The sequence below is a fragment of the Streptomyces zagrosensis genome, from assembly GCF_014203645.1.
GTDB classification, from domain to species: Bacteria; Actinomycetota; Actinomycetes; order Streptomycetales; family Streptomycetaceae; genus Streptomyces; species Streptomyces zagrosensis.
In genome coordinates this window covers 417,248-430,255 of sequence record NZ_JACHJL010000004.1, presented here as the reverse complement: position 1 = coordinate 430,255, position 13,008 = coordinate 417,248, and the positions used below count along the sequence as shown (strand labels likewise).

The following is a 13,008-nucleotide window of genomic DNA, read 5'->3' as shown; positions in this document are numbered from 1 at the left end:
CCCAGCGCCTGACCTGGCGCTTGACCCACTCCCCGATCCATTCCCCGCCCCGCCGCCCGATCGGCCGGGTTCGTCGTCGCCGTTGCGCTTCATCCGGCTCATGCGTCGTCCTCCTGGCCCGGCACGCGCGTCGCGCCGCCGCCGGGGGCGCCCTCCTGCTCCGCGTGCGTTTGGTGGGCGCGCGCCTCTTGCAGCTGGTGTTGGTGCTCTACGGCGTCCAACCGGTCCGCCTCAAGAAGCTCGTGTACGGAGTTCATCAGCGTCTCCATGTCCACCACGCCGGTGTACTCGCCGCGCCGCCCCGTCACCGGCACCCGACCGGCGTTGTCGGTCAGCACGGCCTCCAGCGCATCGCGGAGCGTGGCATCGCGGGTCACCGTGTCGTGCACCAGCGTGCCGGCGCGGGCGAGTGAGCCCTTGGCGCGGCTGAGGTCGCCGCGGCGCAGCCACTTGTACGGGCGCCGGTGTCGGTCGAGCAGCAGCACCTCGTTGATCGAGGCCGAGCGGAACAGGTCGAAGATGGACTGCAACGGGTCGTCGATGCCGGCGGTCGGGATGTCCTCCACCTCCACATCCCGCACCCGGGTCAGGTTCAGCCGCTTGAGTGCGGCTCCCGCGCCGACGAAGCCGGAGACGAAGTCGTCGGCCGGGTTGGTGAGGATCGCCTCCGGGGTGTCGAACTGGGCGATGTGCGAGTGGTCGCGTAGCACGGCGATCCGATCGCCCAGCTTGATCGCCTCGTCGAAGTCGTGGGTGACGAAGACGATGGTCTTGTGCAGCTCGTGCTGGAGCCGGATCAGCTCGTCCTGGAGGTGGTCGCGAGTGATCGGGTCGACCGCGCCGAAGGGTTCGTCCATGAGCAGTACCGGGGGATCGGCGGCCAGCGCCCGCGCCACTCCCACCCGCTGTTGTTGGCCGCCCGAGAGCTGGCGCGGGTAGCGGTGGTGGAACTCCCGCGGATCGAGCCCGACGAGGTCGAGCATCTCCTCGACCCGGGCCTTGATGCGGCCCTTGGGCCAGCCGGCCATCTTGGGCACCAGGGCGATGTTTTGCCCGACCGTCATGTGGGGGAAAAGTCCCGATGACTGGATGGCGTAGCCCACCTTGCGGCGTAGCTTGACCGGGTCGATGCCGGTGACGTCCTCGTCGCCGATGCGTATACGGCCCGAGGACGGCTCTATCAGCCGGTTGATCATCTTCAGTGTGGTGGATTTTCCGCACCCGGACGGGCCCACGAAGATCACGGTCTCGCCCGCCTTGATCTCCATGTTCACGTTGTCCACGGCAGCCGCTTCACTGCCTGGATAGCGCTTGGTGAGGTTCTCCAGCTCAATGGTGGCGCCGGTGGTGGGGCCGCGCTCGGGGGCGTTGCCGATGCGCTGGCCTTCGGTGGTGTCAGGCACGAATCCCCCTGGATATGGTCAGGCGTCCAATCAGTACGTACACGGCGTCGAAGATCAGCGCCAGCAGGACGATGCCCAGCGTCCCCGCGAGGACCTTGTTCTCCGCGTTGGCGCTGCCGAGCGAGGCGACGCCGCGGAAGATCTCGTTGCCAAGGCCGGGCCCTGAGGCGTACGCGGCGATCGCGGCGATGCCCATCAGCATCTGCGTGGAGACCCGGATGCCGGTGAGGATGGGCGGCCAGGCCAGCGGCAGCTCCACCCTGATCAGCCGGGCCAGGCGCGACATGCCGAGCCCCTTCGCGGCGTCCACCAGATCGGGGTCCACACCGCGTAGCCCGACGATCGCGTTTCGCACGATGGGCAGCAGCCCGTACAGCACCAGCGCGGTCACCGTGGGCGCGACGCCCAGCCCGGTGAGAGGGATGAGCAGGCCGATCATGGCCAGGGACGGCACGGTGAGGATGGTCGCGGTGACGGTGATGGCGAGGTTGCCCGCCCACTCGCTGCGGTAGGTCAGCACGCCGATGAGCACCCCGAGGACGGTGGCAAGCACCATGCACTGAAAAACGGCGCTGGCGTGCTGGTAGGTGTCTAACAGCAACTGGGCGCGCCGGTTGCCGACGTACTCCCAGAAACTCATGGTGTCTCTCCTCGTTCTGCGGACGGATCAGTCATCTGCTGCCTGTTTCACCAGCGGAATGATCCGCAGCGGGACGGGGTTCTCCATCACGATCGCCGTCGAGGCCCGCACGATGCCATCAAAGCCCACAACCCGGTCGATCACCCGCTGGAGATCGGCGTTCGAGCGCGCCACCAGTCGGCACAGCATGTCACCGTGGCCGGTTGTCGTATGCAACTCCAGCACTTCGGGCACCGTCGACAGGTGGCTGCGCACGTCCGCGCCCTGTCCCTGCTTGATCTCCAGCGTCGCGAACGCCGTCACCGGGTAGCCGAGGGCCGCCGGGTCCACTTGCGGCCCGAACCCCTTGATCACTCCGCCTGCCTGCAACCGGTCAAGCCGCGCCTGCGCTGTCCCACGCGCCACCCCCAGTCGTCGCGACGCCTCCAGGATGCCGATGCGAGGCTCCTCCGCGAGAAGTTCGATCAATCGACCGTCCAGTCGGTCAATGCTCATCGCGGCCCTTTCCGTCCCCATTTCCCTCACCCCGTTTTATGCCCATGCGGCCTGGCCACCTCCGTGATAGTCATCCTGTACAGATCGTCCGGCGAAACTCGGAAACCACTAGTCATGTTGCCCAGTAGATGCACAAACTATTGCGCACCTTGTGGATCGGAGAGAGCCTGCCAATATGACAGAGACCATGGATCAGACCCCCGAGACGGCCAAGCAGGCCGACTCCTTCCCGGTCAAGGGAATGGACGCGGTCGTCTTCGCCGTAGGCAACGCCAAGCAGGCCGCTCACTTCTACGCGACGGCTTTCGGCATGAAGCTCGTCGCCTACTCCGGACCGGAGAACGGCAGCCGCGAGACCGCCAGTTACGTCCTGGTGTCGGGCGGCGCCCGATTCGTGCTGACCTCCGTCATCAAGCCCGCCACCGACTACGGGCGCTTCCTCGCCGACCATGTCGCCGAGCACGGCGACGGTGTCATCGACCTCGCCATCGAGGTCCCGGACGCCCGCGCGGCATACGCCTACGCCATCGAGCACGGCGCCACCGGCCTGGATGAGCCGCACGAGGTGAAGGACGACCACGGCACGGTAGTGCTGGCCGCCATCGCCACGTATGGCAAAACCCGACACACGCTCGTCGAACGCTCCGGCTACGACGGTCCGTACCTGCCCGGTTTCGCGCCTGCCAACCCCATCGTCGAGCCGCCCGCCAAGCGCAACTTCCAGGCCATCGACCACTGCGTGGGCAATGTCGAGCTCGGCAAGATGGACGAGTGGGTCGGCTTCTACAACAAGGTCATGGGCTTCACCAACATGAAGGAGTTCGTTGGCGACGACATCGCCACCGAATACTCCGCGCTCATGTCCAAGGTCGTCGCGGACGGCACCCGCAAGGTGAAGTTCCCGCTCAACGAGCCCGCGGTCGCGAAGAAGAAGTCGCAGATCGACGAGTACCTGGAGTTCTACAACGGCCCCGGCGTACAGCACATCGCGCTCGCCACCAACGACATCGTCGCCACGGTACGGGCCATGCGCGCGGCGGGAGTCCAGTTCCTGGACACCCCCGACTCGTACTACGACACTCTCGGCGAGTGGGTCGGCGAGACCCGGGTGCCGCTCGACACGCTGCGCGAGCTGAAGATTCTCGCCGACCGTGACGAGGACGGCTACCTGCTACAGATCTTCACCAAGCCCGTTCAGGACCGTCCGACCGTCTTCTTCGAGATGATCGAGCGGCACGGCTCGCTGGGCTTTGGCAAGGGCAACTTCAAGGCCCTCTTCCAGGCCATCGAGCGCGAGCAGGACCTCCGCGGCAACCTGTAACCCAGGCGCCGGCTCCCGACGGGGGCCGGCACACCACCGCGAAGCAGCGTCGCGCCGGTCGGCATCTTGCCGACCGGCGCGAGACACTCGCGAGACACTGACGCGACCCGCCCCGTCTGTTGCGGGGCGGTGCGGTGCTATGCGGGGCGGTGCGGTGCTATGCGGTGTGAACATGGAGAAGGCCCCAAGGCCCGTGAAGTAATTCCACGGGACCCGGGGCCATTCTTCCCGGAAAGAAATCTTCCGGAGGGAACAGCGCTGGCGGCTCAGCGCTGTCAGTTAACGGCGGAGCCCAGCAGCCCGATGGGCAGGCCCGGGGCGTCCGAGTTGTCGATCTGCGCCGCCTTGTCGTGGATCGTGTTGCACTGGTTGGCGCGCGCTTCGTCCAGCACCTCGATGGTGATGACGTCGATGTCCTGAATGGTCGGGCACAGGTCGTCGATGATCTGGATGTTCTGCTCGAACCGGCCGGAGTCCTTGCTCTCGGCGGCCATCGCCGGAGTGACGGCGAAGCCGGTGGCGGCGAGGCTGAGCATCGAGCCGGCGAGCACCTTCTTGGCGTTCATGCGGTGACCTTCCTAGGTATGCGTTGGGCACTAGGCGCCGTGGAGGCGTCCAGACACAGTCACTAACTGCGGTGCTCGCCAACGGTTGCCGTCGAAGTCGCCCGTTCATCCCAACGCACCGTTTCTGGCCGCCAACCGGGTGCGGGAGCGTGACCTTTTCGCCGCTGCTGCGTATACGTGCCCAGCTTTGTCCTCGTCCCTTGCCACCCGCTTTCGACAGGCCGCGCGCCTTGGGTCCCGACGCACCAGTCCTTCCCCGCACCGCCGGCCGTCATGCCGCCGTCCCACTACCGGGCGTCGCAGAGGGCGTCGAAGCGGGCACCACAGTGGGCGCAGTGGGCCCCCGCCGCGGGGATCGCAGTGGGCCCCCGGCACGAGGCGCCGGGCCGTCTGCGCCGTGGCCGGCGCCGCGTGGCGGTGGGACCTTCCACCCTGGAGAAACCGGTGCCAGGCTGGAGGTATGACCGATCTCGTGGCGCGACTGCGCGCAGGACTTCCCGCGGACGCGGTGCTCACCGACCCCGGCGTCGCCCGTTCGTACGCCAACGACATGGCGAGCTTTTGCGCGGCGGGCAGCCCCGCCGTCGTCGTCCTGCCGCGCACCGTCGAGCAGGTCCAGCACGTCATGCGCACCGCCACCGCCCTGCGGGTCCCGGTCGTTCCGCAAGGTGCTCGTACGGGCCTGTCCGGCGCGGCCAACGCGTCCGATGGCTGCGTGGTGCTCTCCCTGGTCAAGATGGACCGCATCGTGGAGATCAACGCCGTGGATCGGATCGCCATCGTCGAACCCGGTGTCATCAACGCCGTGCTCTCGCGCGCCGTCGCCGAGCAGGGCTTGTACTACCCGCCGGACCCTTCCAGTTGGGAGGAGTGCACCATCGGCGGGAACATCGGCACCGCATCGGGCGGCCTGTGTTGCGTCAAGTACGGGGTGACCGCCGAATACGTGCTCGGTCTAGAGGTCGTCCTCGCGGACGGGCGCTTGTTGAGCACCGGCCGCCGCACCGCCAAGGGAGTCGCCGGCTACGACCTGACCAGGCTCTTCGTCGGCTCCGAGGGCACCCTGGGGATCGTCGTACGCGCCGTTCTCGCGCTGCGACCGGCGCCACCGGAGCAACTGGCACTGGCCGCGGAGTTCCCCTCGACGGCCGCCGCCTGCGCGGCCGTCTGCACGATCATGGAGCGTGGCCACGCGCCCGCGCTGCTTGAACTCATGGACCGCACCAGCGTCCGCGCCGTCAACGCGCTGACCCACATGGGCCTCCCGGAATCCACCGAGGCGCTGCTCCTTGCCGCGTTCGACACGCCCGACCCCAGCGCGGACCTCGCCGTCGTGGGGCAGATCTGCACCGAGGCCGGGGCCACCGAGGTCGTGCCCGCCGACGACGCCGCCGAGTCCGAACTGCTGCTCCAAGCCCGACGGCAGACGCTTCCCGCCCTGGAGGCCATCAGGCCGGCGACGATGATCGACGATGTCTGCGTGCCCAGATCACGGCTGGCCGACATGATCGACGGCACGGCCGCCATCGCCGACAAGTACGACCTGACCATCGGGGTCTGCGCCCACGCGGGAGATGGCAACACCCACCCCGTCGTCTGCTTCGACGCCGCCGACCCCGACGAATCCCGGCGGGCCCGCGAATCCTTCGACGAGATCATGGCCCTCGGCTTGGAGCTGGGGGGAACGATCACCGGTGAGCACGGTGTGGGCGTACTGAAGAAGGAGTGGCTGGCGCGCGAACTCGGGCCGGTAGGAGTGGAGTTGCAGCGAGGCATCAAAAGCGTCTTCGACCCGCTGGGCCTGCTCAACCCCGGAAAGCTCTTCTAATGCGCCCTTTGCCCACCACCCGAGGTGCCCGGCGAGTTGCCACGCCCGAGGCGCCCGCCGAGGTCCGTATCGCCGGTCGCGGGAAGGCGATCGGCCGAGCCGGGCCGAATATCACAACTATGGTCCATCCGGGCGCAAGTTGGGACATACGCGGTGTCGTGCGTGTTTATCGCCCCTAGTGACTGTTTAGTTGGCCTGGTTCCGTCAACACCTCGCATCACCAGGAGCAGTAAATGCGCATTCGTCACATTCTTGCCACCGCCGCCACCGCCGCGGCCCTCGTCGCCGGCGCCGGCGCCATGACGACGGCCTCGGCCGACATCATCACCGGCGACTCGGAGCGCACGAAGACGGTCACCAACATCGACGACGTGATCCACGACACCAAGGTCAACGCTCCGACCATCTTCGATGACATCAACACCCACGTGCACAACAAGACCCAGACCAACACCAAGAACCACACCCAGAACAACATCAAGCACAACAAGGTGCACCTGTCTGACCACGGCCGCTGATCTGGCGCGCACCTAAAGCCCAGTGCTCACTGCGATGTGAGCACTGGGCTTTTTCCTGTGCCGGCGCCGCGCCACCACGCCATGCTGCCTACGGGCCCGGGTGCTCCGCCGGGCCGGATGCTCCCCAAACGTCCACACGCTCGCGTGGGGTCGGCCTCCGCCCAGGGGCTGGGGACAACGGGCCGCTGGTCGTACGGCGAAAGCCCGATTCCCGGGTGGCAGTCACCGACCTACCGTCAAAGGAGGCCAAAGACCCACCCTCGTAAGGGCATTCAGCAGCACAGGAGGCACCGTGCCAGCGCGTTTGGACCACACCATCATGCACAGCACCGACAGCGCCGTCTCCGCCCACTTCCTTACCGACCTGCTCGGCGCGCCCGAGCCCAAGCCACAGGGCCCCTTCGTCGCCGTGCCCGTCGAAGGCGGCCTGACCATCGACTACGCGGACTTCATCGTCGAGCCGGACCACATCGTCCTGCAACACCTGGCCTTCCTCGTCTCCGAGGAAGAGTTCGACCAGATCTACTCCCGCGTCCAGGGCCGGGAGCTGCCCTACTGGTCCGAGCCAGGGCACGAGGGCCCCCAGCAGCTCAACCACCGCTCGGGCGGTCGCGGCTTGTACGTGGACGACCCCGACGGGCACGCCATCGAATTCCTCACCGTCAGTGAGACCCAGGCAAGCTGACGCCGGCTCGCGCACCGTTACGCCCCGTGGCCCTCCGGCGAATCGTCGGAGGGCCACGGGCCGTGCAACCACACATCGTCGCCCGGGATCGGCGTCAGCAACTCGTTGAGCGCGTCGTCGATCCCGAGCAGTTCACTTTCCGAGCCCGGCACCACCACCCGCAGCGTCCGCTCAAGCCAGGCCGACACGATCGTCGCCGGCGCCTCAAGCAGCGCATCACCATCGGGCGAACTCAGCGCCACGCACACCACGCTGCGACCGTCCACCTTCGTCGGCCACGCCCGCACATCACCGTGCCCACACGGCCGAAACACCCCCTCCACCAGCAGTTCACGCGCGAACGTCCAGTTGACGGGGGAGTCGGAGCCAAGGTGAAAGGTGATGTGGACGGCGTACGGGTCGTCCGTACGGTAGATCAGCTTGGCCGGTACGGGGATGCTGCGCTCGGGCGACAGCACCAGGTTCAGTTCCAGTTCTCGCTCCACCACGGTATGCATGCGGTGCGCCCTCTCTGCTCTGCGTTCTCGCTCGCTCTGCTTCGCTCACTGCGGGACGCGCTACGGCGGCCCACACAGGTGAGAGCGCGCTACCCCCCGCACCATTACGCGACTTCACGCATTCAGTCAGAATTTCTCCGGAACCCGGGCGCGTGAGGGTGGTCGCTGGGTATGCGGGCCCCAGTGGGACGGGCCGTCTGGTAGACCTAGGAGCCGCGCTGCGGCTTGCGCGGCCAGCCCAACGGGTCGCGGAGCGCCTGTTCACCGCGCCACGCCAGTGCGGCAGACTGCGTAGCGCTACTCACCGCACAGACCGCACGGCTGGACCGGCCGAGCAGATACGGGACATCGGAGACCATGAGCGCGCCCGGCGACAGCGGCCCCACGCAGGGCTACTACCCTGATCCGTCCATCCCTGGGTACATCCGGTACTGGAACGGCGCCGCCTGGGTGCCCGGCACCAGCCGGCCCGCACCGAACGACGGTGAGGCCCTGCCCGCCCCGCCGGCCGGCGGCGGCGACCCTGACCCGTACCTGGCCCCCACCGAGGAACCGCCGATCGCCTCGACCCAGCAAGCAGGGGTCATCCCGGACGAGACCGGCCCGATGTTCTTCGACGAACAGCCAGCCGCGGGCAGCCACCGCGACGCGCTGCCCGAACTGCGCCCGCGCGGCGAGGTAGGCGTCTCGGGCGCGGGCGACGCAGGGCCCACGATGGCCCCCGCGGGCTCGGCCGACGTACTGGACTGGGACGAGGCCCAGCAGTTGCACGGCGCGCGCCCCGAACCGGGCGGCGGTTGGCACGCCGACGCCTCCCGGCAGGCCGGGTTCGGTGGCGAGAGCGACCAGCGCATCTCCTGGGGCGCCGACGACGTGACCCCCTTCCGCCCCGCCGCCGCGTCGGCCTGGGGCGACGCTCCCGCCTGGGGCGACCCCCCGGCCGACCCGCGCGTGGTGCCCCCAACGGGCATGGGCCCGGCCCCTGCCGGCGCCAGGACCGGCGCTGGCACACCGCCGGCCCAACCCCAATCAGCGGCGCACTCCCCAGCACCAGCACAGTCGCTCACACAGTCGCCAGCACAGCCACCGGCTCTCACCACCGAGCCTTCGTCGCGGTCCCAGGGCCGCGAGCTCGACGCGGGCGCCACACCCCGCGCGGCCCTGCCCGCGGGTGCCACCCCCTCGGTACCTCGCCAGGGCGGCGCGCCGAACGACTCGGCGGCCACGGCACAGCCGGCCGGGTCCGGCGTCGCAGGCGAGCGGGCACAGCCAGGAAGCGCCGGTGTTCCGGCGCAGGCCGGCGGCGATGGCACCTTGACGATCCGGGCCGTCCCGCGCGGCCGTGGCGGCCAGGACGCCGGGCACAGCGGTTCGGCCGCGCCGGACAGTGGCCAACAGCCGACGAGCGACGGCGCCTTGGGAGACCAAGGCACCAGCGGCGGGCGGGACGGCACGCTCACCATCCGGGCCCTGGGCCGCACCGGCGCGCTCGGCGGCGCGGACGCGGCCACCACACCCGCGGCCACCGCGCCAACTGCCCCGTCTGTGCACTCGCCGTCTGTGCAATCACCGCCTGTGCAATCAGTGCCTGTGCGAACCCCGGCTGCGCAAGCACCGGCTGCACAAACCCCGGCTGTGCAGGCACCGTCCGCGCAAGCATCAGCCGCGCTCCCGTACGCCGCGCCCCACGACGGCGCGTATCCGCAGCCGGTGCCAGGCACTCAGATTCCCACGCAGAGCGGCCCACCGCCGGGCCCCGCAGGGCCGCCCGCACCGCCACCGGCCCAGCCCGCGATGCCGGGCGGTGGCGGCGCTGGGGCGGGCGCCGGTGCGAGGGTAGGCGCCGGTCAGGCCGACTGGGCGCGGCGCGTGCACGACCTCGCACAGCCGCCCGGGCCAAGCCCGGCCTACGGCAACCAGCTTGATGACGTCATGCCGTGGAAGCCCCCGGTGGACGACCCGTTCTTGCGCGCCGCCCAGGCGCAGGGCAGGCCCGCCGCACTCGGCAAGCGGCTCGGCGCCCGGCTCATCGACACGGTCGCCCTCGGCGGCCTCCTCGCCACCATCGCGCTGCCGCTGTGGGCGAAGGCGAAGGACCACATCGACGAGAAGGTGGACAGCGCCAAGCAGAGCGGCGAGACCGTCACGGTCTATCTGCTCGACGGCACCACCGGCACCTACCTCGCCATCATCCTCGCCGCGCTTCTGCTGCTCGGCGTGGTGTACGAGGTGCTCCCCACCGCCAAGTGGGGCCGCACGCTGGGCAAGCGCCTGTGCGGGGTACGGGTGCTCGACATCGAGGACCACGCCACTCCCACCTTCGCCACGGCGTTGCGCCGATGGCTGGTGTATGGGGTGCTCGGGCTGCTGGTGGTCGGCGTGGCGAACGTGGTGTGGTGTCTGTTCGACCGGCCGTGGCGGCAGTGCTGGCATGACAAGGCGGCCCGTACGTTCGTGGCGTCGAACGAGCGGTAGGGCGCGCGGCGAGGGCTGCTCCTGAGTGGCCCGCCCCCTTCCCTGCACCCGGATGGGCCAGTGCGGTCGCCCGAACGGCGCTCGCCGGATGCGCCGGGCCGGGCGCCGGGTTCGACTCGGGCCATGAGCACCGACCAGCCCAGGCCCGGCTCCGGCGAACCGCCCGAGAACGACCCGTTGTCAAAGGAGCCGCAGCAGCCCCCGCACGAGGCGTCATCCCCGCCGCCGTACGGGAGCGGCGGCACGGGCGACCCGTACGGCGGCGCCGGCACCCCGTCAGGCGGCGGTGGGCAAGGCGCTGGCCTGCCCCCCGGCGCTGGCCCGCCTCCCGGCGCAGGTCCGCCCCCCGGCGCTGGCCAGGGGCCCGGTGGCGGCGGCCCGTACAACGGCTCGCCGGGCGGCGGCTCGCCCTACGGTGGCTCGTACGGGGATCAACCGGGTGGCCCGCCAGGCGGTGGCCACGGCGTTCCGCCGTACGGTGGCGGTCCCTATGACGGTGACCCCTATGGCGGGGCCGCCGATCCGCTTGCCGGGATGCCGCCGCTCGGGGGGCTCGGACGACGGTTGATGGCGCGGATCATTGACGCGCTCATCGTCGCCATCCCGGTCAGCGCGATCATGCTGCTCTCGCTCGGCAGCTATGACCCGACCGACGCCGACGACTCCGGCAAGTCCTCCGCCACGCAGATCGTCTTCGCCCTCGTGTACTTCATCTACGAGGGGCTGATGCTCACCACCCAGGGCCAGACGGTCGGCAAGAAGCTGATGAAGTTGCGGGTGGCGATGCTCGATAATGGCTCGAATCCGACGGGGCAACCTGGGTGGTTCCGCGCCGGTGCGTACGCATTGCCGCAGATCGTCCCGTGTTGCGGCTTTGTCTATTGGTTGGTCAACATCCTGTGGTGCACCTGGGATAGGCCGTATCGGCAGTGCCTGCACGACAAGGCGGGGAAGACGGTTGTCGTCTCGACCGAGTGAGTCGGGCCGGGCGGGTGCGCTGGGTGTGCCGGTGTGCCGGATGGGCAGGGGCGTGGCGCCGGGCCTGCCGGGGGACGCGCGTTTCCGTAGCGGCACCTGTTTGACCCGTCTGAAAACTCACCCCCCGTGAGGGCGCAGCGCCCCGGCGCGTGTACGCCCCCTGCGCGCCGGCGCACATCCCGTCTGGATAACGACCTGGTGGGGATTTCCCGGCCCGATAGGGGCGACTGGGGCGTGCGCTGATGTAATCGGGGCATGAGCGCCCACCAGCCGCCGCCCCCGTTCGGGCAGCCGCACTCCCCGTACCCGATGTCGAAGCCCACTGGTATCCCGGAGGGGATGGCCCCGCTGGCCACCGCGGGTCAGCGGTTCCTGGCGCGGCTGCTCGACACGTTGATCCTGGGCGTCATCTGGACGCTGGCGCTGGCCTCCACGGGCGCCCTACAGTCCGCGATGGATGATCCGGATAGCCCGGACATCGGCAAGTCCATTCTCAGCGCGATCGTGACGTTCATCGTCTACTTCGTCTACGAGGGGGCCATGCTCGCGCGGGACGGCCAGACCCTGGGCAAGAAGGCGGCGGGCATCCGGGTGGCGATGCTCGCGGATGGTGATGTTCCGCGTGGCAGGGGTTGGACGCGGGCCGCGGTGTACGCCCTGCCCGGCGTGGCCCAGCCGATCGGAGTGGGGATGCTGTTTTGGCTGCTCAACTCGCTGTGGCAGTCGTGGGACAAGCCCTTCCGGCAGTGCCTGCACGACAAGGTGGCGAAGACGGTGGTCGTGGAGGCACGCTGACCGAGGCACCGTGAGCCGAAGCGCGGTGACAGCGACGCGCGGCAGCTGACGCCCATTCGCGGTACGGCAACACCGCTTGCCGCGGTACTGCTGACCGCAGTACCCGCTCAGCGCAGCACCGCCCAGCACGGGCCGTAGTCCGCCAGACATGATTTCGAAAATGGCCCAACACACCGAAACCGGCCCGTAGTTACGGGCCGGTTTCGGTGTGTACCGGTGAGCGAACGCAGGCGCGCCACCGATCGCTGTGCTTGGGTGAGCCGCCGATTAACTGTGGAGGGAGTGCTCGCTCGGCCTGGGCTCGGAGTGCTGGAACGGAAGCCGGGTGAGCGGGGACGGGCCTGCTGCATCACGCGCGGGGGACGACGCGGCGGGCCGGGGGATGGGAACGGTGACCGCGACGAGGAGCCCGAGAGCGAGACCGGCCACCGAGATGACCGCCACACCCATTCCTGATCGCGCTTCGGAGAGCAGCAACATGGCGAGAGTCGATAAGACGACGGTCGCCGAACCGTAAGCGAACTGAGCTGGAGTCGGACGCGGCATGGCGGTATCCGTCCTCAAGAAGACGATTTGGGAGAACTTCAGGGGATGTGGGGGAGTAAGTCATACGGGTGCGTACCAGCAAAAACACTCTACGGTGCTGAATGCCCCAGAGGAGCGTCCAGTAAGCGTGACCTAACCCACGGTGCAGGTGCACAAGGGGCGCACGGAATCATTCGGCCAATCAAGGGCCGGCACTAGCGCGACCGTTGGCGTCCGTTATCCGTAATTTTGAAACCGAGAAACGTACGTGCCTGGCGTGTT

The 13,008-nt window shown here is 69.0% G+C and carries 14 protein-coding genes; 7 read left to right on the top strand and 7 right to left on the bottom strand.

Going from position 1 to position 13,008, the window contains the following annotated elements; all coding sequences use genetic code 11:
- Window positions 1-98: 98 nt before the first annotated feature.
- The 3 genes from FHS42_RS10885 to FHS42_RS10875 are packed head-to-tail and all read right to left on the bottom strand — an operon-like array spanning window position 99 to window position 2,538.
- Window positions 99-1,403, bottom strand: a complete 1,305-nt coding sequence (locus FHS42_RS10885) for a betaine/proline/choline family ABC transporter ATP-binding protein (RefSeq protein ID WP_312866821.1) — start codon at window positions 1,401-1,403, stop codon at window positions 99-101.
- The gene (locus tag FHS42_RS10880) at window positions 1,396-2,043 is read right to left on the bottom strand and encodes an ABC transporter permease (RefSeq protein WP_184571439.1); all 648 of its coding nucleotides are present in this window, start codon (window positions 2,041-2,043) and stop codon (window positions 1,396-1,398) included. The genes FHS42_RS10885 and FHS42_RS10880 overlap by 8 nt, the downstream gene beginning before the upstream one ends.
- 27 nt (window positions 2,044-2,070) lie before the next feature.
- Window positions 2,071-2,538: an Lrp/AsnC family transcriptional regulator gene (locus FHS42_RS10875; RefSeq protein ID WP_184571437.1), complete on the bottom strand. Its 468-nt coding sequence runs from the start codon at window positions 2,536-2,538 to the stop codon at window positions 2,071-2,073.
- A gap of 175 nt (window positions 2,539-2,713) precedes the next feature.
- Between FHS42_RS10875 and hppD the strand changes: the two genes are divergently transcribed.
- On the top strand, window positions 2,714-3,859 hold the full coding sequence (gene hppD, locus FHS42_RS10870; protein WP_184571435.1) for a 4-hydroxyphenylpyruvate dioxygenase: 1,146 nt from the start codon (window positions 2,714-2,716) through the stop codon (window positions 3,857-3,859).
- A 275-nt stretch (window positions 3,860-4,134) separates the two neighbouring features.
- On the opposite strand, the gene FHS42_RS10865 is transcribed toward hppD, so the two are convergent.
- Window positions 4,135-4,425 (bottom strand): hypothetical protein, encoded by a 291-nt coding sequence (locus FHS42_RS10865; RefSeq protein ID WP_184571433.1) that lies wholly within the window; start codon window positions 4,423-4,425, stop codon window positions 4,135-4,137.
- Between the two features lie 460 nt (window positions 4,426-4,885).
- Between FHS42_RS10865 and FHS42_RS10860 the strand changes: the two genes are divergently transcribed.
- The 3 genes from FHS42_RS10860 (at window position 4,886) to FHS42_RS10850 (ending at window position 7,456) form a co-directional block, all read left to right on the top strand.
- A complete protein-coding gene (locus FHS42_RS10860) occupies window positions 4,886-6,253 on the top strand; it encodes an FAD-binding oxidoreductase (protein ID WP_184571431.1) in 1,368 nt (455 codons plus the stop codon).
- 233 nt (window positions 6,254-6,486) lie between these two features.
- The gene (locus FHS42_RS10855; RefSeq protein WP_184571423.1) at window positions 6,487-6,771 is read left to right on the top strand and encodes a hypothetical protein; all 285 of its coding nucleotides are present in this window, start codon (window positions 6,487-6,489) and stop codon (window positions 6,769-6,771) included.
- A 292-nt stretch (window positions 6,772-7,063) separates the two neighbouring features.
- The gene (locus FHS42_RS10850; RefSeq protein ID WP_184571421.1) at window positions 7,064-7,456 is read left to right on the top strand and encodes a VOC family protein; all 393 of its coding nucleotides are present in this window, start codon (window positions 7,064-7,066) and stop codon (window positions 7,454-7,456) included.
- 17 nt (window positions 7,457-7,473) lie between these two features.
- Here FHS42_RS10850 and FHS42_RS10845 read toward each other — a convergent pair whose 3' ends face one another.
- Both FHS42_RS10845 and FHS42_RS10840 read right to left on the bottom strand, forming a co-directional pair.
- A complete protein-coding gene (locus FHS42_RS10845; RefSeq protein ID WP_184571419.1) occupies window positions 7,474-7,953 on the bottom strand; it encodes an SsgA family sporulation/cell division regulator in 480 nt (159 codons plus the stop codon).
- Between the two features lie 206 nt (window positions 7,954-8,159).
- On the bottom strand, window positions 8,160-8,312 hold the full coding sequence (locus FHS42_RS10840) for a hypothetical protein (RefSeq protein ID WP_184571417.1): 153 nt from the start codon (window positions 8,310-8,312) through the stop codon (window positions 8,160-8,162).
- Between FHS42_RS10840 and FHS42_RS10830 the strand changes: the two genes are divergently transcribed.
- The 3 genes from FHS42_RS10830 to FHS42_RS10820 all read left to right on the top strand — a co-directional run bounded on the left by FHS42_RS10830 (window position 8,311) and on the right by FHS42_RS10820 (window position 12,201).
- Window positions 8,311-10,428 carry an RDD family protein gene (locus tag FHS42_RS10830; RefSeq protein ID WP_246494465.1) on the top strand — a complete coding sequence of 706 codons (2,118 nt, stop codon included), beginning with the start codon at window positions 8,311-8,313 and terminating at the stop codon, window positions 10,426-10,428. The two genes, FHS42_RS10840 and FHS42_RS10830, sit on opposite strands and share 2 nt — an antisense overlap.
- Window positions 10,429-10,551: 123 nt before the next feature.
- Window positions 10,552-11,406, top strand: coding sequence for an RDD family protein (locus FHS42_RS10825; RefSeq protein WP_184571415.1), 855 nt, complete (start codon window positions 10,552-10,554; stop codon window positions 11,404-11,406).
- Window positions 11,407-11,661: 255 nt separating this feature from the next.
- Complete coding sequence (locus FHS42_RS10820; protein WP_246494464.1) at window positions 11,662-12,201, top strand: RDD family protein; 540 nt, start codon at window positions 11,662-11,664, stop codon at window positions 12,199-12,201.
- A gap of 267 nt (window positions 12,202-12,468) precedes the next feature.
- Here FHS42_RS10820 and FHS42_RS36890 read toward each other — a convergent pair whose 3' ends face one another.
- Entirely contained in the window at window positions 12,469-12,747 is a 279-nt protein-coding gene (locus tag FHS42_RS36890; RefSeq protein WP_246494463.1) for a hypothetical protein, read from the bottom strand.
- Window positions 12,748-13,008 lie beyond the last annotated feature (261 nt).

Coding starts and splice junctions, on each gene's coding strand:
- FHS42_RS10880 (WP_184571439.1), bottom strand. CDS start 2,043: ATGAGTTTCTGGGAGTACGTCGGCAACCGGCGCGCCCAGTTGCTGTTA.
- FHS42_RS10875 (WP_184571437.1), bottom strand. CDS start 2,538: ATGAGCATTGACCGACTGGACGGTCGATTGATCGAACTTCTCGCGGAG.
- hppD (WP_184571435.1), top strand. CDS start 2,714: ATGACAGAGACCATGGATCAGACCCCCGAGACGGCCAAGCAGGCCGAC.
- FHS42_RS10865 (WP_184571433.1), bottom strand. CDS start 4,425: ATGAACGCCAAGAAGGTGCTCGCCGGCTCGATGCTCAGCCTCGCCGCC.
- FHS42_RS10860 (WP_184571431.1), top strand. CDS start 4,886: ATGACCGATCTCGTGGCGCGACTGCGCGCAGGACTTCCCGCGGACGCG.
- FHS42_RS10855 (WP_184571423.1), top strand. CDS start 6,487: ATGCGCATTCGTCACATTCTTGCCACCGCCGCCACCGCCGCGGCCCTC.
- FHS42_RS10845 (WP_184571419.1), bottom strand. CDS start 7,953: ATGCATACCGTGGTGGAGCGAGAACTGGAACTGAACCTGGTGCTGTCG.
- FHS42_RS10830 (WP_246494465.1), top strand. CDS start 8,311: ATGAGCGCGCCCGGCGACAGCGGCCCCACGCAGGGCTACTACCCTGAT.
- FHS42_RS10840 (WP_184571417.1), bottom strand. CDS start 8,312: ATGGTCTCCGATGTCCCGTATCTGCTCGGCCGGTCCAGCCGTGCGGTC.
- FHS42_RS10825 (WP_184571415.1), top strand. CDS start 10,552: ATGAGCACCGACCAGCCCAGGCCCGGCTCCGGCGAACCGCCCGAGAAC.
- FHS42_RS10820 (WP_246494464.1), top strand. CDS start 11,662: ATGAGCGCCCACCAGCCGCCGCCCCCGTTCGGGCAGCCGCACTCCCCG.
- FHS42_RS36890 (WP_246494463.1), bottom strand. CDS start 12,747: ATGCCGCGTCCGACTCCAGCTCAGTTCGCTTACGGTTCGGCGACCGTC.